At 66.5% G+C, this 20,950-nt stretch carries 19 protein-coding genes and 1 tRNA gene; 8 read left to right on the top strand and 12 right to left on the bottom strand.

The window, feature by feature from the left end:
* Nucleotides 1–55: 55 nt before the first annotated feature.
* Both OCH239_RS01690 and trpE read left to right on the top strand, forming a co-directional pair.
* Entirely contained in the window at nucleotides 56–1,903 is a 1,848-nt protein-coding gene (locus tag OCH239_RS01690; protein WP_037257705.1) for a peptidyl-prolyl cis-trans isomerase, read from the top strand.
* Nucleotides 1,904–1,905: 2 nt separating this feature from the next.
* Complete coding sequence (gene trpE, locus OCH239_RS01685; protein ID WP_037257703.1) at nucleotides 1,906–3,420, top strand: anthranilate synthase component I; 1,515 nt, start codon at nucleotides 1,906–1,908, stop codon at nucleotides 3,418–3,420.
* A 12-nt stretch (nucleotides 3,421–3,432) separates the two neighbouring features.
* On the opposite strand, the gene OCH239_RS01680 is transcribed toward trpE, so the two are convergent.
* Nucleotides 3,433–4,023 carry a hypothetical protein gene (locus tag OCH239_RS01680; protein ID WP_037257701.1) on the bottom strand — a complete coding sequence of 197 codons (591 nt, stop codon included), beginning with the start codon at nucleotides 4,021–4,023 and terminating at the stop codon, nucleotides 3,433–3,435.
* A gap of 128 nt (nucleotides 4,024–4,151) precedes the next feature.
* Here OCH239_RS01680 and OCH239_RS01675 point away from each other — a divergent pair, with 128 nt between their 5' ends.
* Complete coding sequence (locus OCH239_RS01675) at nucleotides 4,152–5,081, top strand: ornithine cyclodeaminase family protein (protein WP_037257698.1); 930 nt, start codon at nucleotides 4,152–4,154, stop codon at nucleotides 5,079–5,081.
* A 5-nt stretch (nucleotides 5,082–5,086) separates the two neighbouring features.
* On the opposite strand, the gene OCH239_RS01670 is transcribed toward OCH239_RS01675, so the two are convergent.
* On the bottom strand, nucleotides 5,087–5,575 hold the full coding sequence (locus OCH239_RS01670) for a LysM peptidoglycan-binding domain-containing protein (protein ID WP_037257695.1): 489 nt from the start codon (nucleotides 5,573–5,575) through the stop codon (nucleotides 5,087–5,089).
* A 400-nt stretch (nucleotides 5,576–5,975) separates the two neighbouring features.
* Nucleotides 5,976–6,971 (bottom strand): LacI family DNA-binding transcriptional regulator, encoded by a 996-nt coding sequence (locus OCH239_RS01665; protein WP_037257693.1) that lies wholly within the window; start codon nucleotides 6,969–6,971, stop codon nucleotides 5,976–5,978.
* 133 nt (nucleotides 6,972–7,104) lie between these two features.
* Between OCH239_RS01665 and OCH239_RS01660 the strand changes: the two genes are divergently transcribed.
* The 5 genes from OCH239_RS01660 to OCH239_RS01640 are packed head-to-tail and all read left to right on the top strand — an operon-like array spanning nucleotide 7,105 to nucleotide 12,793.
* Nucleotides 7,105–8,160 carry a sugar phosphate isomerase/epimerase family protein gene (locus OCH239_RS01660; RefSeq protein WP_037257689.1) on the top strand — a complete coding sequence of 352 codons (1,056 nt, stop codon included), beginning with the start codon at nucleotides 7,105–7,107 and terminating at the stop codon, nucleotides 8,158–8,160.
* Nucleotides 8,160–9,302, top strand: a complete 1,143-nt coding sequence (locus OCH239_RS01655) for a Gfo/Idh/MocA family protein (protein WP_211241950.1) — start codon at nucleotides 8,160–8,162, stop codon at nucleotides 9,300–9,302. Before OCH239_RS01660 ends, OCH239_RS01655 begins: the two co-directional genes overlap by 1 nt.
* Nucleotides 9,299–10,810 carry a sugar ABC transporter ATP-binding protein gene (locus OCH239_RS01650; RefSeq protein WP_037257688.1) on the top strand — a complete coding sequence of 504 codons (1,512 nt, stop codon included), beginning with the start codon at nucleotides 9,299–9,301 and terminating at the stop codon, nucleotides 10,808–10,810. The genes OCH239_RS01655 and OCH239_RS01650 overlap by 4 nt, the downstream gene beginning before the upstream one ends.
* Entirely contained in the window at nucleotides 10,810–11,808 is a 999-nt protein-coding gene (locus OCH239_RS01645) for an ABC transporter permease (RefSeq protein WP_037257686.1), read from the top strand. The genes OCH239_RS01650 and OCH239_RS01645 overlap by 1 nt, the downstream gene beginning before the upstream one ends.
* Before the next feature lie 43 nt (nucleotides 11,809–11,851).
* Nucleotides 11,852–12,793, top strand: coding sequence for an ABC transporter substrate-binding protein (locus OCH239_RS01640; protein WP_157577777.1), 942 nt, complete (start codon nucleotides 11,852–11,854; stop codon nucleotides 12,791–12,793).
* 226 nt (nucleotides 12,794–13,019) lie between these two features.
* Here the strand turns inward: OCH239_RS01640 and OCH239_RS01635 are convergent.
* The 9 genes from OCH239_RS01635 to sufB form a co-directional block, all read right to left on the bottom strand.
* A tRNA-Arg gene (locus OCH239_RS01635) sits at nucleotides 13,020–13,096 on the bottom strand.
* Nucleotides 13,097–13,514: 418 nt separating this feature from the next.
* Entirely contained in the window at nucleotides 13,515–14,528 is a 1,014-nt protein-coding gene (locus OCH239_RS01630) for a methyltransferase (RefSeq protein ID WP_037257678.1), read from the bottom strand.
* Between the two features lie 75 nt (nucleotides 14,529–14,603).
* Nucleotides 14,604–15,824 carry a cysteine desulfurase gene (locus OCH239_RS01625; protein WP_037257676.1) on the bottom strand — a complete coding sequence of 407 codons (1,221 nt, stop codon included), beginning with the start codon at nucleotides 15,822–15,824 and terminating at the stop codon, nucleotides 14,604–14,606.
* On the bottom strand, nucleotides 15,817–16,404 hold the full coding sequence (locus tag OCH239_RS01620) for a hypothetical protein (protein WP_037257675.1): 588 nt from the start codon (nucleotides 16,402–16,404) through the stop codon (nucleotides 15,817–15,819). The genes OCH239_RS01625 and OCH239_RS01620 overlap by 8 nt, the downstream gene beginning before the upstream one ends.
* Nucleotides 16,401–16,883 (bottom strand): hypothetical protein, encoded by a 483-nt coding sequence (locus OCH239_RS01615; RefSeq protein ID WP_037257673.1) that lies wholly within the window; start codon nucleotides 16,881–16,883, stop codon nucleotides 16,401–16,403. The genes OCH239_RS01620 and OCH239_RS01615 overlap by 4 nt, the downstream gene beginning before the upstream one ends.
* A 7-nt stretch (nucleotides 16,884–16,890) precedes the next feature.
* The gene (gene sufD / locus OCH239_RS01610) at nucleotides 16,891–18,192 is read right to left on the bottom strand and encodes a Fe-S cluster assembly protein SufD (RefSeq protein WP_037257671.1); all 1,302 of its coding nucleotides are present in this window, start codon (nucleotides 18,190–18,192) and stop codon (nucleotides 16,891–16,893) included.
* On the bottom strand, nucleotides 18,192–18,944 hold the full coding sequence (gene sufC, locus OCH239_RS01605) for a Fe-S cluster assembly ATPase SufC (protein ID WP_037257669.1): 753 nt from the start codon (nucleotides 18,942–18,944) through the stop codon (nucleotides 18,192–18,194). Before sufC ends, sufD begins: the two co-directional genes overlap by 1 nt.
* A gap of 72 nt (nucleotides 18,945–19,016) precedes the next feature.
* Nucleotides 19,017–19,331: a heavy metal-binding domain-containing protein gene (locus OCH239_RS01600; protein ID WP_037257666.1), complete on the bottom strand. Its 315-nt coding sequence runs from the start codon at nucleotides 19,329–19,331 to the stop codon at nucleotides 19,017–19,019.
* A 68-nt stretch (nucleotides 19,332–19,399) separates the two neighbouring features.
* Nucleotides 19,400–20,944, bottom strand: a complete 1,545-nt coding sequence (gene sufB, locus OCH239_RS01595; protein WP_037257663.1) for a Fe-S cluster assembly protein SufB — start codon at nucleotides 20,942–20,944, stop codon at nucleotides 19,400–19,402.
* Nucleotides 20,945–20,950 lie beyond the last annotated feature (6 nt).

Here is a 20,950-nt window from a genome sequence, read left to right as displayed (position 1 = left end):
CCCCCGCGGGCAGCGGCCACGCGCGACGACATTCCGGCAGGAAGGACACCCGCATATGGCACTGAAGGCCAAAGGCCTCTCGAAGGCCTTCGTCTGGGCCCTGATGGGTCTTCTCTTCATCGGTCTCATCGGCTTCGGGGCGACGAACCTCTCGGGCAACGCCCGCTCCGTCGGGACCGTGGGCGACGAGGAGATCGGGATCGACGCCTATTCCCGGGCGCTCCAGAACCAGATGCAGCGGATGACGCAGCAGACAGGCGAGCCGATGACGGTGGCCCAGCTGCAATCCTCGGGCCTCGACCGGCAGATCCTGGGCCAGCTCGTCACCGAGGCCGCGCTCGACTGGGAGGCGGACCAGATCGGCCTCTCGGTCGGCGACGAGGTCCTGGCGCAGGAGCTTCAGGGCATCGGCGCCTTCCAGGGTCCCGACGGGCAGTTCGACCGCGAGGCCTATGCCTTTGCGCTCGACAATGCCGGCCTGTCGGAGCGGGAGTTCGAGATGCAGCTGCGCGACGACATCGCCCGCTCGCTCCTGCAGGGCGCGATCGCGTCCGGCAACCGGATGCCCGAGGCCTATGTCGACACGATCGTGCAATATGCGGCCGAGACGCGCGACTTCACCTTCGCCATTCTCGACAATTCCGACCTGCAATCGGGCATCCCGGAGCCCTCCGACGAGGACCTCCAGGCCTATTACGACGAGAATATCGAGCGTTACACCCGGCCCGAGACCAAGCGCATCACCTATGCCTGGGTGACGCCGGACATGCTCGTCGACACCGTCGAGATCAGCGAGGAGCGGCTGCGCGAGGCCTACGAGGAGCGCAATTCCGAGTTCAACATGCCCGCACGTCGCATCGTCGAGCGCCTCGTCTTCTCCTCCGAGGAGGCGGCCCAGGACGCCGCGGCCCGGATCGAGAGCGGCGAGGCCAGCTTCGACGACCTCGTGGAGGCGCGCGGTCTCGACCTGTCGGACGTCGATCTCGGCGTCGTGACGCGCGAGGATCTCGGCGACGCGGCGGATGCGGTGTTCGACATCTCGACGGGCGAGGTCGCGGGCCCTGCGCCGTCGCCGCTCGGCCCCGCGCTCTTCCGGGTGAACGCCCAGCTCGCCGCGCAGGAGACCCCCTTCGAGGAGGCCCAGCCCGCGCTCCGCGACAGCCTCGTTCTCGACGAGGCGCGGCAGGTGATCCAGCGTCAGGCCGGCGATTACGACGACCGCCTCGTCGGCGGGGCGACCCTCGAGGATCTGGCGCGCGAGACCGACATGGAGCTCGGCGAGGTCGATTACGCGGGCGAATCCGGCGACGGCATCACATCCTACCCCGCTTTCGGCGAGGCCGTCCGGAGCATGCAGCCCGGGGATTATCCCGCCATCGTCGAGACCGGCGATGGCGGCCTCTTCGCCGCCCGGGTCGACGAAGTGCTGCCGGAGGCGCCCCGCCCCTTCGAGGAGGTCCGCGATCAGGTCCTGACCGGCTGGGAGCGCGCCCGGATCACCGAAGCGCTTGAAGGCAACGCGACGCGCATTGCGGAGCGCCTGCGCGAGGGCGCGACCTTCGAGGGTGCCGGGCTCGAGCCGCGCACGCTCGACGCGGTCTCCCGGACGACGCCGCTCGACGGCCTTCCAGAGGGCTCGGTCGAGGAGATCTTCACACTCGACGAGGGCGGCGTGGTCGTCCTGCCGGGTCAGGGGCGGGTCGCGATCGTGCGGCTCGATGAAATCGTGCCCGCTGATCTCGAAAGCGACCAGGCAGCGCAGATTGCCGAGCAGCTGCGCAGCCGCGCGGCGGGCGACATCGCCAACGCGCTGACCTCGGCCTATGTCGAGGACATCCAGCGCCGTGCAGGCGTCGAGATCAACCAGCAGGCGCTCAACGCCGTGCACAGCCAGATGCAGTGACGATGGCGACGCTGACCCCGGATTTCGACAGCTTCGCGAAGGTCCATGCCGAGGGGCGAAGCCAGGTGGTCTATGCCCGCCTCGCCGCCGATCTCGACACGCCGGTGTCGCTGATGCTCAAGCTCGCGGGCAACGCGCAGGACGCGTTCCTGCTCGAATCCGTGACCGGCGGCGAGGTGCGCGGGCGCTACTCGATCATCGGCATGAAGCCCGATCTCGTCTGGGAATGCCGGGGCGAGACAAGCCGCGTGAACCGTGCCGCGCGCTTCGATCCGGGCGCCTGGGAGGATCAGGCGGACGATCCGCTCACCGCGCTGCGCCGGGTGATCGAGGAAAGCCGGATCGATCTGCCGGACGATCTGCCGCAATCGGCCGCGGGGCTCTTCGGTTATCTCGGCTACGACATGATCCGGCTGGTGGAACGCCTGCCGGATGTGAACCCCGACCCGCTCGGCCTGCCCGATGCGCTGATGCTGCGCCCCTCGGTGATCGCGGTGCTCGACGGGGTGAAGGGCGAAGTGACCGTGGTCGCGCCCGCATGGGCCGGCAACGGGCAATCGGCGCGGGCGGCCTATGCGCAGGCGGCCGAACGGGTCATGGACGCGGTGCGCGATCTCGAACGCAGCGTGCCGCAGGCGAGCCGCTCGCTTGGCGAGGCGCGCGAGGTCGGCGCGCCGGTCTCGAACTTCACCCCCGAGGCCTATCGCGCCGCGGTCGAGACGGCGAAGGACTACATCCGCGCGGGTGACATCTTCCAGGTGGTGCCGTCGCAGCGCTGGACGCAGGATTTCCCGCTGCCGCCCTTCGCGCTCTACCGCAGCTTGCGCCGCACCAATCCCTCGCCTTTCATGTTCTATTTCAACTTCGGCGGCTTCCAGGTGATCGGCGCCTCCCCCGAGATCCTCGTGCGGGTCTTCGGCCGCGAGGTGACGATCCGTCCCATCGCTGGCACGAGGCCCCGCGGGGCGACGCCGGAGGAGGACGCGGCGAACGAGGCGGACCTGCTGTCCGACCAGAAGGAGCTCGCCGAACACCTGATGCTGCTCGATCTCGGACGCAACGACACCGGCCGCGTCGCGAAGATCGGCACGGTGCGCCCGACCGAACGCTTCGTCATCGAGCGCTACAGCCACGTCATGCATATCGTCTCGAACGTGGTGGGCGAGCTGGCCGAGGATCAGGACGCGCTGTCGGCCCTGCTCGCGGGTCTCCCTGCGGGGACCGTGTCGGGCGCGCCCAAGGTCCGCGCGATGGAGATCATCGACGAGCTCGAGCCCGAGAAGCGCGGCGTCTATGGCGGCGGCGTTGGCTATTTCAGCGCCGGCGGCGACATGGACATGTGCATCGCGCTCCGTACCGCCATCGTGAAGGACGAAAAGCTCTACATCCAGGCGGGTGGCGGCGTCGTCTACGACAGCGATCCCGAGGCGGAGTACCAGGAGACGGTGCACAAATCGAACGCGATCCGCCGAGCCGCCGCCGATGCGGCCCGGTTCACGGGGTCGGGCAACAGCTGAGCGTCGCCGGCCTCAATAGGCCGGGATCTCGCCCCGCATTTCGCCCTCCTGCCCGCGCTTCCAGGCAAAGACCTCGCCGCGCGGCCACCAGTCGTATTTGGGATCCTCGGGCACCCGGACCCAATAAAGCCTGCCGCCCCAGCGCCAGGGATCGAGCACGATGCCCTCCTCCATCGGCGCGCCGCGACGGCTCACGATGACGGTGCTGTGCTCGATGCGCAGCGGCTTGTCGTGATTGGCGATGGCGCGGTGCAGTTCGAGCGAGGTGAAGCCCTCCCGTTCGAGGCGCGCCTCGAGATCGTCCGCCCATTGATAGCAGAGCCCCCGGGGCTTGCGGCCGGCATTCACCTTCATGTTGTGGATGAGCGGCGGGTCGGTGATCATGTACCTCTCGGCGAGGTCCAGCGGATAGGTGAAGGCGATCCGGGCGGTCGCCGCAGCCTCTTGCTCGGCAATGCCGCCACCGAGATCTAGGATCGCCTGTTCCAGCGCCCGGATCTCGCCCGGCTCCGGGCTCGGCGGCCCGTTCTCGTAGCTCGGCCCGCATGCGGAGAGGGTCACCAGCGCCAGGAGAAGCGCGCCGAGGGATCGGAATGTTCGCATTGGGCCTGCCCGTATTTTTTTGTCTTTCCGAGCGTGCTAGCGCGGGGCCCGGCCGCTGTCGAGACCACGGGCGTTTCCCGTGGGCGCCCGATGCGCTAGCACTCGGCCCTGTGTGACCCGGAGGCTCCATGACCGATCTTCTGACTTACGACGCCCTCGCCCCGAAGCTCGACTGGCCGGGCGCGGTGGAAGCGCTGCGCTCCGGGCATCACCTCCCCCGTGCGGAGATCGGCGACCTTTTTCTCGGGCCCGCCGACGCGACGCTCCTGACCCGGGCGGCGCGGATCGAGGGGCTCGGCTGCGGGGTGAAGTCGGTGACGGTGATGGGCGGAAACGCCGTCCGCGGATTGCCCACCGTGCAGGGCGCCATGATGCTCATGGGACCCGAGACCGGCGAGCTCCGCGCCGTGATCGAAAGCCGCCTCGTCACCGAATTCAAGACCGCCGCGGATTCCGTGCTGGGAGCGTCGCTGCTTGCGCGGCCCGACAGCAGACGGCTCCTCATCGTCGGAGCGGGCGTGGTCGCGCGGAGCCTCGTATCGGCCTATACGGCGATCTTTCCGGAGCTTGAGCATGTCGAGATCTGGGCGCGGCGCGACGAGCAGGCAAAGGCGCTCGTCGACGATCTGTCGGTGCCGGGCGTCGAGCTTTCGGTCGCGGGCGAGCTCGCGGAGGCTGCGGGCCGCGCCGACATCGTCGCCGCCGCGACCATGGCGCGCGAGCCCGTGCTGCGCGGAGACTGGATCGCGCCCGGAACCCATGTCGACCTCATCGGCGCATTCAAGTCGGACATGCGCGAAGCGGACGATGCGCTCATCGCGAAAGGAACGCTGTTCGTCGACAGTCGCGACACGACGCTCGGCCACATCGGCGAGCTCAAGATCCCGCTCGAGGCGGGCGTGATCTCGGAAGCCGACGTGCGGGGCGATCTCTACGACCTCGTCCCCGGCACGTCGCAAGGGCGACGCGGCGACGACGAGATCACCGTCTACAAGAACGGCGGCGGCGCGCATCTCGACCTGATGATCGCCGACTGGATCGCCCGCAGCGCAGGCTGATCCGGTCAGATATCGTTGCGGGGTATGCGGAGTATCTGGCCGGGAAAGATCAGGTCAGGGTTCGCAAGCGTGTTCTGGTTGGCGTCCGCAATGGGCTGAAAGTCGGCATTGCCGTATTGGCTTTGCGCAATGCCGGTCAGGGTGTCGCCTGCCCTCACGGTGTAGGGTTGCCAGCCGGAATATCCCGCCAGGATGCGCGGCCCGAAGAGGACCGGGATCACGACCGACGGGCCGTTCTCGTTGCCCGTGTCGTCGGCGATCGTCACGAAGATGCGGGTGAGCTGAAAGGCAGTGGCGTCGGGGATGTAGATCGAGGCCTGGAACTGGCGCAGGCCCAGCGAGCCGACGCTGGCGATGCCGGTGACCTCGTCATGGCCTTCGGAGACTGTGATGCTGAGCGTGCCCTCGAAGCCGGCCGCGTTGCCGGCGATGAGGATGGTCGAGCCGACCAGATCGAAGGGCCGCGGCTGCTGGATGTCGAGCGTGGGGAACATGGAAAAGTCCTTTCGGGAGAATCGAACGGGCCGAAATGTCGTGGCCCGCAAGGGTGAGGATACCACGAATTCGTCCCGGACCGTCATCGAAGGTCTCGCTGAGGTTGTGCACACGAGGTGCAGCGCCTTGACGTCAGTCCGAAAATCGACCCGGGCCCTGCCACCGACCAAGGTCGCATGCGGGAACCGGATTTTGCATCGTAGAGTTGACGCTACATACCACCACATCATGTGGTGGTATCTCCGCCCTCAGAAGGACGAGACCATGCCTGTCACCCTTGCCGTCTACGAAACGATCGTCGCCATCTACGGCCCGAGCTTCGCCAAGATGTTCTATCGTCCGGTATCCGTGATCCGCTGAGGTCCCGCCCCGCCGGACCGACCAAGACGACCGGCCCGCCTATCTGCGTGTAGAATGCGGGCCTGTGCTGCCGCGAATGACGAGATGCGGGTCGATGAAGATGTCGTCCCGTCCTAGCGGCTCTCCTGACTGCAACGCGTCGATCAAGCGCTCGGCTGCCATGCGACCGAGGCGCGCGCGAGGCTGGTGGATCGTCGTCAGCGCCGGGATGTAGTGACCGGCAAAGTCGACGTCGTCGAAGCCGATGACCGACACGTCTGATGGCACGCGAATACCCATCGCGTTGCATTCGGATACGAACCCGAAGGCGCATTCGTCTGAAGCCGTGAAGATGGCCGTCGGCCGGTCTGTCATCGCAGCCCAGGCGCGCGCGGCCGCTACGCCCGACCCCATCGTGAAATCCCCGTTCACCACCTGCGCGTCGACGCCTGTCTCGGCGGCCGCCTCGAGGAAGCCCGCCTTCCGGACCCGTCCGAGAATGTTTCCCGCCGGACCGGAGATGTGCAGCAGCGTTCGATGCCCGAGCTCCACGAGGTGGTCCACGGCCATCCGCGCCGCGGCCGCGTTGTCGATGCGCAGGCTCGGCAGCCCATATTCCTCGTTCCATTCGCAAAGCTGGATCACCGGCAGCCGCCAGCCGCGGACGATGTCGGGCGGAAGCGAGCCGTCGAGCAGCAGGATACCGTCGGCGCGCCCTTCCCGACCCAGCCGCGCGAGAACCTCCTTGCTGGTCCGGCTGTCGGAAATCTGCACCGCAAGCCCCGCCTCTCCGGCCACGTTCTGGATGGCGGCGACGATCCTGCTGAAGAAGGTATTGGCGAGGTTCGGCGCGAGCACGAGGATCGTCCGCGCCCTGCGCCGGCGAAGGTCCCGCGCCGCGGCGTTGATCTGGTAGCCGGTCGCGTCGATGGCAGCCATCACCCGGGCACGCGTCTCGGCGCCCACCACATCGGGAGACGACAGTGTGCGACTCACCGTCGCCGTGGAGACCCCGGCTGCGGCAGCGACATCGGCGATGCGGACCCTTGTTTCCATGACCCCTTCCTTATCCACGCTCAATGCTGACACAGGGCTTGCGCACAAGGTATAGCTTTGATGTAATCGATTACATTACGCTGGGTCGATGCGCCGAGGAGGAACGGTGCGCGGTCCGGTCAAGGGAGGACACATGAAGACGATTAAGGGCCCCGGCCTGTTCCTGGCGCAGTTCGCCGGGGACGAAGCGCCGTTCAATTCTTGGGACGGCATCACCCGATGGGCGGCGACATGCGGATACGAGGGCGTGCAGGTCCCGGTCTGGGATGCGCGCCTCGTCGATCTCGACAAGCTGGCGACGTCGAAGGACTATTGCGACGAATGGGTCGGAACGGCGCGCGAGAACGGCGTCGAGGTTTCCGACCTGTCGACGCACATCCTCGGCCAGCTGGTCGCGGTGCACCCCGCCTATGATGCCTGGGTCGACGGCTTCGCCGCACCGGAGGTTCAGGGTAAACCCAAGGAGCGCCAGGCCTGGGCCGTCGAGCAGGTCAAGAAGGCGCTGACCGCGTCGAAGAATCTCGGCATCGGCCAGCATGTCACCTTCTCGGGCGGGCTCGCCTGGCCGTTTGTCTATCCTTTCCCGCAGCGGCCGCAGGGTCTGGTCGACACGGCCTTCGACGAGCTTGCGGCGCGCTGGCGGCCGATCCTCGATCACGCGGACGAATGCGGCGTCGATGTCTGCTACGAGATCCACCCGATGGAGGACCTCCACGACGGCGTCACGTTCGAGATGTTCCTCGAGCGCCTCGGCGGGCACGCACGCTGCAACATGCTGTACGATCCGTCCCACTACGTGCTGCAATGCCTTGATTACCTTGACAACATCGACATTTATGCCGAGCGCATCAAGATGTTCCACGTCAAGGATGCGGAGTTCAATCCGACCGGTCGGCAGGGCGTCTATGGCGGCTACCAACCCTGGATCGACCGCGCGGGCCGCTTCCGTTCTCCGGGTGACGGACAGGTGGATTTCGGGGCCATCTTCGCGAAGATGGCGGCGATCGATTTCGACGGCTGGGCGGTCGTCGAGTGGGAATGCGCCCTCAAGCACCCTGAGGACGGCGCCCGCGAAGGCGCGGCCTTCGTTCGCAACCACATCATCCGCGTCACCCCGCACGCCTTCGACGACTTCGCCGGCGGAGACATCGACGACGCGACCAACCGCAAGCTTCTGGGACTGGACTGATGGCACGGATCGGACTCGGCATGGTCGGCGGCGGCGCCGACGCTTTCATCGGCGGTGTGCACCGGATCGCGAGCCGCATCGACGGGCATTTCGATCTCGTGGCGGGCGCCCTCAGCTCCACGCCCGAGAAGGCGAAGAAGAGCGGCGAGGCGCTGGGGCTGGATCCGGACCGGTCCTACGGCTCTTTCGAGGAGATGGCGGAGGCCGAGGCAGCCCGGGAGGACGGGATCGAGGCGGTCAGCATCGTCACCCCCAACCATGTCCACTTCGCCGCGGCGAAGCCGTTTCTCGAGCGCGGCATCCACGTGATCTGCGACAAGCCCCTGACGGCCACCTTCGACGATGCCGAAGCGATGGCGACCGCCGTCAGGGACAGCAAGGCGCTCTTCGTCCTGACCCACAACTACACCGGCTATCCGATGGTCAGGCAGGCGCAGGCGATGGTCGCCGAAGGGGGCCTCGGGCAGTTGCGCGTCGTTCAGGTCGAATACCCGCAGGACTGGATGACCGACGCCGTGGAGAATTCGGGCGTGAAGCAGGCCGAATGGCGGACCGACCCCGAACGCTCGGGCGCCGGCGGATCCATCGGCGATATCGGCACCCACGCCTTCAACCTCGCCGCCTTCGTCACCGGAGAGACGCCGACGCGCCTTGCCGCCGACCTGCAGAGCTTCGGCGCGGGCCGGGCGCTCGACGACAATGCCCACGTGATGCTGCGCTACGACAGCGGCGCGCGGGGCATGCTCTGGTGCAGCCAGGTGGCGCCGGGATACGAGAACGGGCTGCGGCTGCGGCTCTTCGGCGACAAGGGCGGGCTCGAATGGGCGCAGGAGGATCCGAACGTCCTCTGGTACACCCGTCACGGTGAGCCGACGCAGCGGATCACAAGGAACGGTGCCGGGGCGACCGACGCCTCGACCGCCGTCAGCCGCATCCCACCGGGGCATCCCGAGGGCTATCTCGAAGCCTTCGCGACGCTCTATTCCGAGGCGGCCGAGGCCATCCGCGCGGTGCAGTCGGGAGAAGACCGCGAGGCGGTCATGGGCAAGCTTCCGGGCCTCGCCGCGGGGCTCGAGGGCATGGCCTTCATCCGGGCCTGCGTCACCTCGGCCAGGGACGATGCGGCCTGGGTGACGCTATGACCGGAACGCCCGTGCTGAGCCTTCGGGACGTCAGCAAGAGCTTCGGCCCGGTCGAGGTCCTTCACGGCGTGACGCTCGATCTGCGCGCGGGCGAGGTGCTGGCGCTCATCGGAGAGAACGGCGCGGGCAAGTCCACGACCATGAAGATCCTCGCGGGCTACCAGCCCGCGACCTCGGGCCGTATCCTTCTGGACGGCGAGGAAGTGACCTTCGGCTCCCTTCACGAGGGCGAGGAAGCCGGGATCGTGATGATCCATCAGGAGTTCAACCTCGCCGAGCAACTCACTGTCGAGCAAAACATTTTTCTCGGCCGCGAGCTGCATCGGGGCTGGCTTCTCGACAAGGCGCGGATGCGGCGGCTGACCCGCGAATATCTCGACCGGGTGAACTGCCACGTCCATCCCGACACGCCCGTCGCGAAGCTCTCGAATTCCGACAAGCAGATGGTCGAGATCGCCAAGGCGCTCAGCCGCGACGCGCGCGTGCTCGTCATGGACGAGCCGACTGCCGTCCTGACCGCCTCCGAGACACGGACGCTCTTCGAGCGTGTCCGCGCGCTCAAGGCCGAGGGCACCGCAATCCTCTTCACCTCGCACAAGCTCGGCGAGGTGGCCGAGATCGCCGACCACGTGACGGTGCTGCGCGACGGCGCGGTGGTGCATGACGGCCGCGCAGGCGGGATCGACGAAGACGGAATGGCGACCGCGATGGTCGGGCGGGACGTGTCTGACCTCTACCCCGCGAAGGCCGGAATGTCCGGAGAGGTGATGCTGCGGGTTCAGGGTCTCGACGTCCCGGGTCAGGCCGAAGCGGTGTCATTCGAGCTCCGGCACGGCGAGATCCTCGGGATCGCGGGACTGATCGGTTCGGGCCGCACGGAAGCGATGGAGGGGCTCTGCGGCCTCCGCACCGCAAGTGCCGAGCGGATCGAGATCGGCGGCGACGCGGTGACGATCAGGCGGCCGTCCGACGCGCTCGATCACGGCCTCTGCTACCTGACCGAAGACCGCAAGCTGCGCGGGCTTCTCCTCGACAAGCCGATGTGGGAGAACCTGACGCTGCAATCGCTGGAGAAGTTCGGCGGCGTCCTCATCGACCGCACCGCCGAGGAGCGGGCACTCGATCGCGCGATCTCGGAGTTCGACATCCGATCCGGGCGGCGCGACATGCGCGTCGGCAACCTCTCGGGGGGCAACCAGCAGAAGCTGTTGCTCGCCAAGGTGATGATGTCCGAGCCGCGGATCCTCGTCGCCGACGAACCGACGCGTGGCATCGACATCGGCACCAAGCAGCAGATCTACGCCTTCCTGCGCGACTTCGCAGCCTCGGGACACGCCGTGATCGTCATCTCCTCGGAGATGCAGGAGGTGATCGGCCTCGCCGATCGGGTCCTCGTCATGCGGACGGGTCGGGTCGCCGGAACGCTGACGGGCCAGGAGATCACCGAAGATGCCATCGTGCGCCTGGCCATGGGCCTCGGCGCCGCAGAGACCGAAAGAGTGGCCTGATGACGACCGAGACCACCAACACGCGCCCCCGCCGCGCCCTGCCCTCGATGAGCGTGCTCGGCCCCATACTGGCCCTCATCGTGCTCGTGGCGATCGGCGCGTCGCTCAATTCCAACTTCCTCGGCGCCGCCAACATCACCAACGTGCTGGCGCGCTCGGCCTTCATCGGCATCATCGCGGTCGGCATGACCTTCGTGATCACCGCCGGCGGGCTCGATCTCTCGGTCGGCTCCATGGCGGCCTTCATCGCGGGTCTCATGATCCTCGTGATGAACGCGGCCCTGCCCACGCTCGGGGTCGGGGTGCCGATCATCCTCCTGGGGATGCTCGTTGCGCTTCTCGCGGGGCTGGCCGCGGGGCTCCTCAACGGGTTTCTCATCACGACGCTCGGGATCGAGGCGTTCATCGTCACGCTCGGCTCCATGGGCATCTACCGCAGCCTCGTCACGTGGCTCGCCGATGGCGGCACGCTGTCGCTCGATTTCGGGCTCCGCACCTTCTACAGACCGGTCTATTTCGACGGCATCCTCGGCATCTCCTGGCCCATCATCGTCTTCGCCCTGGTCGTGATCGGCGGCGAGATCCTGATGAGCCGCGCCCGGTTCGGCCGCCATTGCGCCGCCATCGGCTCGAGCGAGCACGTGGCCCATTATTCCAACGTCAACGTGAACCGCACGCGGCTCTTGACCTACGCGATGCTCGGCGTCCTCGTTGGCGTCGCAACGATCATGTACGTGCCGCGCCTCGGCTCGGCCTCCGCCTCCACCGGCCTTCTCTGGGAACTCGAGGCGATCGCCGCGGTCATCATCGGCGGCACGGTCCTCAAGGGCGGGTTCGGACGGGTCTGGGGCACGGTGATCGGTGTCCTGATCCTGAGCCTGATCGACAACATCCTGAATCTGACCGACCTCGTGTCGCCCTATCTCAACGGCGCCATCCAGGGGGTCATCATCATTCTCGCCGTCATTCTGCAGCGGGAAGCCAAGGCCAAGGGCTGACCGCCCAGCCGACCGAAAAAGGGAGGAAAAAAAGATGAGTTACATGAAGACCGCACTGATGGGCTGCACCATGCTGGCGATGTCCGGCGCAGCCTGGGCGCAGGACGATACGATGGTGATCGGCGTGTCGATCCCCGCCGCGACCCATGGCTGGGCCGGGGGCATGAACTTCCACGCGCAGCAGACCGTGGAACGCCTCGAAGAGGCCTATCCGCAGCTCGATTTCGTGCTGACGGCCGCGTCCGACGCGGGCGCTCAGGTCAACGACATCGAGGACATGGTCGCGACCCGCGGCATCGACGCGCTGGTGGTGCTGCCATTCGAATCCGATCCGCTGACGCCGCCGATCCAGTCCGTCGCCGAGAGCGGCACCTGGGTCACGGTCGTCGATCGCGGCCTGTCGGTCGAGGGAGTCGAGGATCTCTACGTGGCCGGCGACAACCCCGGCTTCGGGCGCGTCTCGGGCGAATACATGGTCGAGCAGATGCCGGACGGCGGCGACATCGTCGTGCTGCGCGGCATTCCGACCACCATCGACAACGAGCGCGTGGAAGGCTTCCAGTCCGCGATCGAGGGCTCCGGCATCAACATTCTCGACATGGAGCACGGCAACTGGAATCGGGATGACAGCTTCAACGTGATGCAGGACTTCCTGCAGAAGCATGACCAGATCGACGCTGTCTGGGCCTCGGACGACGACATGGCCGTGGGCGTTCTGGCCGCGATCGAAGCGGCGGGACGCGACGACATCCAGTTCGTGCTCGGCGGCGCCGGCATGAAGGAGATGGTGCAGCGCGTCATGGAGGGCGACGAGATGATCCCCGCCGACGTGACCTACCCGCCGGCCATGATCGCGACGGCCATCGAGATGACTGCGGTGGGCCTCGTGTCCAATGCGCCGGTCTCGGGGACGTTCACGATCGGCTCCGTGCTCATCACCGAAGAGAACGCCGAGCAGTACTACTATCCCGACAGCCCCTTCTGAGCGGCTCGCGGACCACTCGGAACGGTATCTGACGCAAATAACTCCGGGGGCGCACATCGTGCGCCCCGGGATCCTGTCGCGCGACGCAAGCCGGAGGCCGACAGAGGGTACGTCCGATGTCCATGCTCTGCACATGGCCCGACATCCGATCATTCGCGCGAGCGGTGCAAACCCGTAGCGACTGGGCCGAGAACGGCCATTCCGTCACTTTTTTCTTGGGATCAAGTGGCGCACCCATCAGGATTCGAACCTGAGGCCTCTGCCTTCGGAGGGCAGCGCTCTATCCAGCTGAGCTATGGGTGCGTCGCAAGATGCCTCCTACCGGGCCATGCGGCGATACGCAAGCCGGAAACCCGGGATGATGCGGGCAGCGGACACAAAATCGGTCGGGACATCACACACACCCTTTGGTAGCGTGACCTGGACTTCGCACAACCCTTGCCCATTCACAGCGAGCTTATTGAACAACTTAGCTTTTCATGACGCAGGCCTTGCGGCGCTTCCGCTCTTGTGGACATGGCCGCGCCGACAACCGGGACCGGTCCTTGTTCGGCTGTGCTCCCCGCGAAGTGGCCTGCAAGCGGCGCTGTCCGGGCGCCGTCGACCCTGAGAGATCTGCGCGGATCCTCACGTCCCCTGCGGCCGCTTCCCTGTCGGCCGGTGAGGATCACTGCGCGGACGCGGCGCCCCCACTGTCCCCCGGGGGGCGCCGCGCATTACGTCAGGCCGACCGGCGTCCGACGCAGAGCTTGGTCATCTGGGGGATCATCTCGATCGTCTCGACCTCGGCGAAACCGTTCGCCCCGAGCAGGTGTTCGAGCCCCGCGACATCGACCGACCGCGCCTCGGGCGTGAACGCGGTGTGCTGCAGCTGCCAGAGCGCCGCCAGCTTGGGGCCGGATCGGTCAGCCTCGACCACAAAGTCATGCACGAGAAGTCGCCCCCCCGGCGCGAGCGTCTCGTAGGCGCGGCGGATCAGGGTCTCGTGCTCTGCGCCCGGCACGCCGGAGAGCAGATAGGACATCATCACGATATCCTGCCCGCCCGGCCAGTCGGTCCTGAGCGCATTGCCGTCGACATAGGAGATGCGGTCCGAGAGACCGGCCTCCTCGACATAGCCGCGACCGAGCTTTGCGACGTTCGGGAAGTCCACGACCGTCGCGGTGAGCTCGGGGAAAGCGTCGCAGAGCGTGATGGCGAAGGCCCCGGTGCCGCCGCCGACGTCGAGGAGCGTCTTCGCGTCGGAAAGATCGACCTTGCGCGTGACCTGCCGCGCGGGACCGAGCGAGCCCGCATGCTGGCTTTCGGAATAGAGCCGCGCCTCCTCGGCGTCCTCGAACCAGTCCTCGTAGGACGCCGTGGCGTTTGCGGGCATCCGGCCGGCGATCGCGGCCCCGAGCTGGTGGATCAGGGCGTACATCTGCTGGCCCACCTGAAGCCGGAGATAGTCGCCGAAATCGTATTTGGCGCCGTGGACCAGGAACGCCTCCGCCCCGGGCGCATTGGCAAAGCGGCCCTCCTCGACGGTCAGCAGCCCGAGACCGGCGAGGCCGGTCAGGAGCGTTTCGGCACGGTCCCGGTGCAGACCGGTTTTTACAGCGATTTCATCGGCATCCCCGGCACCTTTCGACAGATGCGTGAAGATCTGATGATCCAGAGCCACAAAGAGGGTCTTCGATCCCATGAAGCCGAACGCGATGTCCGATATCTGATCCGCCTCGGTGATCGGGCCCATGTGGTCTCTCCGGAATGTTTGCAGGTGCAGCGAAGCTAGCATCCACTTTCCGGAATGGGAACATGAGGGGGATCGTCAGGCGAAGAGCTCTTGCGCCAGCTCCAGGGCCTCGACCAAGGCATCGACCTCGCCTTCGGTATTGTAGAGCCCGAAAGACGCCCTGCATGTCGCTGAAATTCCAAGATGATCCATCAAGGGGCCGGCGCAGTGATGGCCTGCGCGGACGGCGACGCCCTTCTTGTCGAGGATCGTCGAGATGTCATGGGCATGGGCCGCGCCCTCGAGCGTGAACGAGAAGATCGCGGCCTTGCCGGGCGCGTTGCCCTGAACCTGCAGCCAATTGAGCCCGTCGAGACGCTGGCGCGCATAGTCCGCGAGACCAGCTTCGTGAGCGGCGATGTTCTCCATCCCGAGGTCGGTCATGTAATCCAGCGCGACCCCGAGGCCGATGGTCTGGACGATGCCGGGCGTGCCGGCCTCGAACTTCATCGGCGGGTCGTTCCAGGTGATCTCGTCCTTGTGGACTTCCTTGATCATGTCGCCGCCACCGATGAAGGGGCGCATCTCCTCCATCCGCTCGCGCCTGATGTAGATCGCGCCGGACCCGCTCGGCCCGTAGAGCTTGTGGCCGGTAACCGCGTAGAAATCGCAGCCGATATCGGCCACGTCGACCGGCATGTGCACCGCAGCCTGGCTGCCGTCGACGAGCACCGGCACGCCCTTTTCGTGCGCCGCCTCGCAGATCGCCTTCACGTCAACGACGGTTCCCAAGACGTTGGAAAGATGGGTGATCGCGACAAGCTTGGTCTTCGGGCCGATGGCGTCGATGACCTTCTGGGTGTCGAGCGAGCCGTCGAGCTCGGTATCGACCCAGCGCAGGGCCACGCCCTGACGCTCCCGCAGGAAATGCCACGGCACGATGTTGGCGTGGTGCTCCATGACCGACAGGACGATCTCGTCGTCAGCCTCCATCCGCGGCATCGCCCAGCCATAGGCGACGAGGTTGATGCCCTCGGTGGTGCCGGAATTGAGCACGATCTCCTCTTCGGAGGGCGCGCCGAGGAAGTTCGCGACTGTACCGCGCACGCCCTCGTACTTTTCCGTCGCGAGGTTCGACAGATAATGCAGGCCGCGGTGAACGTTCGCGTATTCCTCGGAATAGGCGCGCGTGACCGCGTCGATGACAACCTGCGGCTTCTGCGCCGATGCCCCGTTGTCGAGATAGACCAGCGGCTTGCCGTTGATCTCGCGCGACAGGATCGGGAAGTCGCGGCGGATGGCTGTGACGTCATACATTGGGAACGATCCCCGTGGTGGCACCGGTGAGCGACAGGAACAGCGAGGCGCCGAGCGCGAGCCCGGTCACCGCAAGCAGCACCGACAGCGCGGCCTTGCCCACGCCCTCGAAGCCCTGAGCTTCGGCGAGGAAGTTGATAAGGATCCAGAGGCCGACACCGGTGGCCAGCAGCGAGATCATCGCGGCCAGCCCCGGAAGAAGCGGCGCGGTCACGACAAGCACCGCCTGCACGAGTACGTCGAGCCCCTGCACCCAGACGATCAGCACGCCCACGTCGCGCACCTGCGCGACGCCGCCGAGGCCGCGCCCGGCAAAGGTCAGCGCAAGGATCATCACGCACAGCACGGTGGAGAGGATCGCGAGAAACACGATCGGCTGCGACAGGATGGAGGCCACGGCAGGATCGGGCGGCATGATCTGCGCCGAAAGCGCGACGAAGATCGTCTGCAGCACGACGACGAGGGCGAACGCCGTCAGCACGACCTCGGTCCCGAGCCGAAGCGACAGCAGGAGCCGCGCCACGTCGCGCGGGGCGGTCACGCTTTGCCAGGCAAGCGAGAGAAACCCGTTGAGTGTCATGCGCCCTCCTCGGCGACCATCAGGCTGCGGATCCAGAACCACAGGAACACGGCGAACCAGAGGGCCCCGACGAGGCTCAGCGCCGGACCGGGTCCCTGGAACCCCGCGACGAGCCCGTTCAACAGGATGAGGGGCGTGGAGGCAAGGACGCTCCAGAAGAGCGCCAAGCGGGCGCCGAACCATGTTCCCTTGCCGCCCGCGAGCTTCGCCGCGAGGTGGCTCAGCGCGGCAAGGCCGTAAAGAAGCAAGGGCGCGACAAAGAGCCACGCGAAGAGCGCACCGCCGAGCAGCGGATCGAGCTCCTGACCTTCGAGATGCGCGCGGCGAGAGAGCGCCGGCCATTGCGAGATGAAGATCAGCGCGCAGGCGCCCATGAGGACGGCAAGCGCGCGATCCTCTCGCGGGCCGCCCGAGAGCAGGCGCCGCATGACGGCACCCGGCCCCCGGTAGGTGGCGACAATGTCACTCGTGACCGGCAAGACGTCCTCACGTCGCCATGCGGCGGAAGAGCCACTGCGAGATGCGCTCGACGATGGCCTCCTGAAGGTCCGCGTCGTCGATCTCCTGCACCGCTTCGGCGAGGAAGGCGAGCGTGAGGTAGTTCTGCGCCTCGGCCTCGGGGATCCCGCGCGAGCGCAGATAGAAGAGCGCCTCGTCGTCGATCGCGCCGGAGGTGGAGCCGTGCGAGCAGGCGACATCGTCGGCGTATATCTCGAGTTCGGGTTTCGCCTCGAAGACGCTGTCGCCGTCGAGCAGCAGCGATTGCGAGATCTGGTAGCCGTCGGTCTTCTGCGCGCCGGGCTCGACGAGGATCTTGCCCTGGAAGACGCCCACGGCCCCGTTGCGGAGGACCTTCTTGAAGACCTGGCGGCTCTCGCAGTTCACCGCGTCATGGGTCACGAAGACGGTGTCGTCGTGGTGGAAATCGCCGTCGCCCATGCAGGCGCCCGCGACATGCGCCACGGCGTTGTCACCGGTCAGCTCCAGAACCGCCTCGTTGCGCGTCAGCACGCCGTTGGCGGTGAGGGTGAACGACTTGAAGGTCGATTCCTCGCCGAGACGTCCGAAGAGATGGGTCGCGGCGCGACGCTCGTGGTCCCTGCCCTGCGCCCGGATGTGGCGGAAGGTGGCCCGGTCGGCGACCTCGACCTCCATGCACTGGTTGAAGCGCGCGGCGGCGGGACCGGCTTCGAGAACCGTCACCTCCGCACCTTCCTCGACCTTCACGACGTGGTGCAACATCGCGTCCGAGGTTTCCACCTCGTGGACGTAGAAGAGGCTGACCGGCTTGGACGGCTTTCCGGTCACGCGGATCAGAACGCCGTCTGTCGCGAACGCGGTGTTGAGCGCCGCGAGCGGGCGCTGCACCAGCGACTGGCCGCGCGCCTCGAGCCTGCCGTAGACCTCCTTGGCCCAGTGGATGTCGGCCTGGGACTCGGCCAACCGCTCGATCTCGATCCCTTCGAGGGACAGATCATCCGACTGCTCGGCGTCGAACACGCCGTCCACGAACACGATCTTGAGCCGGTCGAACTGGTCGAAGACCGGGGGTTCCTTGCCGTCGAAGACCGATGCGGCAGGCGCCTCGACGGCGGTCAGCGTGTCGGGCTTGGTGTATTTCCAGTATTCGTCCCGCGAGATCGGCAGCCCGGTCTTGCGGACGCGCTCCAGAGCCTCGCGGCGGGCGGGCTCGGCCCAGCCGCCCTCGGGCAGCGTCATCGCGGAAATGCGCGTCTCGGCGAGATCCAGCGCCCGCGGCTCGGGCGTCTTGGGTTTGAGCATCGCCATTATGCGGTCTCCTTGAACTCGGCGTAGCCGTTTGCCTCGACCTCGCGGGCAAGCTCCGGCCCGCCCGTCTTCACGATGCGGCCGTCCGACATGATGTGCACGACGTCCGGCACGATGTGGTCGAGAAGACGCTGGTAGTGGGTGATGACGAGGAAGCCGCGATCCGGGCTACGCAGCGCGTTCACGCCGTCCGAGACCAGCTTCATGGCGTCGACATCGAGGCCGGAATCGGTTTCGTCGAGGATGCAGAGCTTGGGCTCGAGCATCGCCATCTGCAGGATCTCGTTGCGCTTCTTCTCGCCGCCCGAGAAGCCGACGTTCACCGGGCGCTTGAGCATGTCCTGGTCGATCTTCAGGTCCTTGGCCTTCTCACGGATCACCTTGAGGAACTCGGAGGAGGACATCTCCTCCTCGCCGCGGGCCTTGCGCTGCGCGTTCACCGCCGAGCGCAGGAAGGTCATGTTGCCGACGCCGGGGATCTCGACCGGATACTGGAAGGCGAGGAACATGCCGGCGGCGGCGCGCTCTTCGGGCTCCAGCTCGAGGATGTCCTCGCCGAGCAGCGTCGCAGAGCCGTCCGTGACCTCGTAGCCTTCGCGGCCGGAGAGCACGTAGGACAGCGTCGACTTGCCCGAGCCGTTCGGCCCCATGATCGCGTGCACCTTGCCCGCCTCGACGGTCAGGTCCACACCTTTGAGGATCTGCTTGTCCTCGTCCTCGAGCTTCACGTGAAGGTTCTTGATGTCGAGCATGTCTTCCTCTTGGTCCTGTCGCGGCCTCGGCCGCATGTCTGTCGGTCGCCCCGTCGCGAGGGGCGGAAATGGTCAGTCGAGCACCACCGCGGTGCCCGAGACGGAGACCATCAGCATCGAGTCGCTGACGACCTCGTAATCGAGATCGACGCCCACCACGGCATTCGCGCCGAGCCGTTCGGCCCGGGCCTCGAGCTCTCGGAAGGCGATCTCGCGGGCGTCCTGCAACTTGGCCTCGTAGGCGCCGGAGCGCCCGCCGACGATGTCGGTCACCTGGGCGAAGAAGTCGCGCACGACGTTCGCGCCCATGATCGCCTCACCCACGACGATGCCGCGGTAATCGGTGATGCGGTGGCCTTCCACATTCTGCGTCGTGGTCACGATCATCGCGCCAAGCCTCTGCTGATGATATCGAGTTGAAAGCGCCCCGCCGCTCCGGGCGGGGCAGCCCCCGGTCAGCCAACCGAGCCTTCGAGCGAGATCGCCACGAGCTGCTGGGCCTCCATCGCGAATTCCATGGGCAGCGCCTGCAGCACTTCCTTGGCGAAGCCGTTCACGATCAGCGCCACCGCCTCTTCCTCGTCGAGCCCGCGCTGACGGCAATAGAACATCTGGTCGTCATCGACCTTGGATGTCGTCGCCTCGTGCTCGACCCGGCTCGAGTTGTTCTTGACCTCGATATAGGGGACCGTGTGCGCCCCGCACTTGTCGCCGATCAGCAGGCTGTCGCACTGGGTGTAGTTGCGCGAGTTCTTGGCCTTGGGGTGCATCGAGACGAGACCGCGATAGGTGTTCTGCGCCTGCCCCGCCGAGATGCCCTTCGACACGATCCGGCTGCGGGTGTTCTTCCCGAGATGGATCATCTTGGTGCCGGTATCGGCCTGCTGGTGGTTGTTGGTGATCGCGATCGAGTAGAACTCGCCCTGGCTCTCGTTGCCGCGCAGGATGCAGGACGGATACTTCCAGGTGACGGCGGAGCCGGTCTCGACCTGGGTCCACATCACCTTCGACCGGTCGCCACGGCAATCGGCACGCTTGGTGACGAAGTTGTAGATGCCGCCCTTGCCGTCCTCGTCGCCGGGGAACCAGTTCTGGACGGTCGAATACTTCACCTCGGCATCTTCCTCGGCGATGATCTCGACCACGGCCGCGTGCAGCTGCGCGGTGTCACGCTGCGGCGCGGTGCAGCCCTCGAGGTAGGAGACGTAAGAGCCCTTGTCCGCGATGATCAGCGTCCGCTCGAACTGGCCGGTATTCTCGGCATTGATGCGGAAATAGGTCGAGAGCTCCATCGGGCAGCGCACGCCCGGCGGAATGTAGACGAAGGACCCGTCCGAGAAGACCGCCGAGTTGAGAGTGGCGTAGTAGTTGTCCGACACCGGCACGACCGAGCCGAGGTACTTCTGCACCAGCTCGGGATGGTTCTTGATCGCCTCGGAGATCGAGCAGAAGATCACGCCCGCCTTCTCGAGTTCCTTCTGGAAGGTCGTGCCGACCGAGACGCTGTCGAACACCGCGTCGACCGCGACGCGCCGCTCCTCGCCGCCGCCCGTGCGGCCCTCTGCCGGAGCCTCGTCGGCGCCCTCGACACCCGCGAGGATCATCTGCTCCTTCAGCGGAATGCCAAGCTTCGCGTAAGTCTCGAGCAGCTTCGGATCCACCTCGTCGAGCGATTTCGGCTTCACGTCCATGCTCTTCGGCCGGGCGTAGTAATACTGGTTCTGGAAGTCGATCTGGGGGTATTCGACCATCGCCCAATCGGGCTCCGACTTCTGCAGCCAGCGCTCGTAGGCTGCCAGCCGCCAGTCCGTCATCCACTGCGGCTCTTCGTTCTTCTCCGAGATCAGACGCACGATGTCGGCCGAGAGGCCCTTCGGCGCGTAATCCATCTCGATCTCGGTTTCCCAGCCGTACTTGTACTTGCCGCCGAGATTGCGAACCTTGTCGACCGTTTCCTGGTCGACGCCTTCCTTCGCTTCGGTCTGGTCCAGAGCTGTCATGCCGGA

It is taken from the genome of Roseivivax halodurans JCM 10272 (assembly GCF_000521785.1).
GTDB lineage: Bacteria > Pseudomonadota > Alphaproteobacteria > Rhodobacterales > Rhodobacteraceae > Roseivivax > Roseivivax halodurans.
Note: the sequence above shows the minus strand (reverse complement) of the source record. Positions and strands in the feature narration are given on the sequence as shown.

Bases quoted from the DNA above. Each gene is read 5' to 3' on its own strand.
- OCH239_RS01690 (WP_037257705.1), top strand. From the start codon at position 56: ATGGCACTGAAGGCCAAAGGCCTCTCGAAGGCCTTCGTCTGGGCCCTG.
- trpE (WP_037257703.1), top strand. From the start codon at position 1,906: ATGGCGACGCTGACCCCGGATTTCGACAGCTTCGCGAAGGTCCATGCC.
- OCH239_RS01680 (WP_037257701.1), bottom strand. From the start codon at position 4,023: ATGCGAACATTCCGATCCCTCGGCGCGCTTCTCCTGGCGCTGGTGACC.
- OCH239_RS01675 (WP_037257698.1), top strand. From the start codon at position 4,152: ATGACCGATCTTCTGACTTACGACGCCCTCGCCCCGAAGCTCGACTGG.
- OCH239_RS01670 (WP_037257695.1), bottom strand. From the start codon at position 5,575: ATGTTCCCCACGCTCGACATCCAGCAGCCGCGGCCCTTCGATCTGGTC.
- OCH239_RS01665 (WP_037257693.1), bottom strand. From the start codon at position 6,971: ATGGAAACAAGGGTCCGCATCGCCGATGTCGCTGCCGCAGCCGGGGTC.
- OCH239_RS01660 (WP_037257689.1), top strand. From the start codon at position 7,105: ATGAAGACGATTAAGGGCCCCGGCCTGTTCCTGGCGCAGTTCGCCGGG.
- OCH239_RS01655 (WP_211241950.1), top strand. From the start codon at position 8,160: ATGGCACGGATCGGACTCGGCATGGTCGGCGGCGGCGCCGACGCTTTC.
- OCH239_RS01650 (WP_037257688.1), top strand. From the start codon at position 9,299: ATGACCGGAACGCCCGTGCTGAGCCTTCGGGACGTCAGCAAGAGCTTC.
- OCH239_RS01645 (WP_037257686.1), top strand. From the start codon at position 10,810: ATGACGACCGAGACCACCAACACGCGCCCCCGCCGCGCCCTGCCCTCG.
- OCH239_RS01640 (WP_157577777.1), top strand. From the start codon at position 11,852: ATGAAGACCGCACTGATGGGCTGCACCATGCTGGCGATGTCCGGCGCA.
- OCH239_RS01630 (WP_037257678.1), bottom strand. From the start codon at position 14,528: ATGGGCCCGATCACCGAGGCGGATCAGATATCGGACATCGCGTTCGGC.
- OCH239_RS01625 (WP_037257676.1), bottom strand. From the start codon at position 15,824: ATGTATGACGTCACAGCCATCCGCCGCGACTTCCCGATCCTGTCGCGC.
- OCH239_RS01620 (WP_037257675.1), bottom strand. From the start codon at position 16,404: ATGACACTCAACGGGTTTCTCTCGCTTGCCTGGCAAAGCGTGACCGCC.
- sufD (WP_037257671.1), bottom strand. From the start codon at position 18,192: ATGGCGATGCTCAAACCCAAGACGCCCGAGCCGCGGGCGCTGGATCTC.
- sufC (WP_037257669.1), bottom strand. From the start codon at position 18,944: ATGCTCGACATCAAGAACCTTCACGTGAAGCTCGAGGACGAGGACAAG.
- OCH239_RS01600 (WP_037257666.1), bottom strand. From the start codon at position 19,331: ATGATCGTGACCACGACGCAGAATGTGGAAGGCCACCGCATCACCGAT.
- sufB (WP_037257663.1), bottom strand. From the start codon at position 20,944: ATGACAGCTCTGGACCAGACCGAAGCGAAGGAAGGCGTCGACCAGGAA.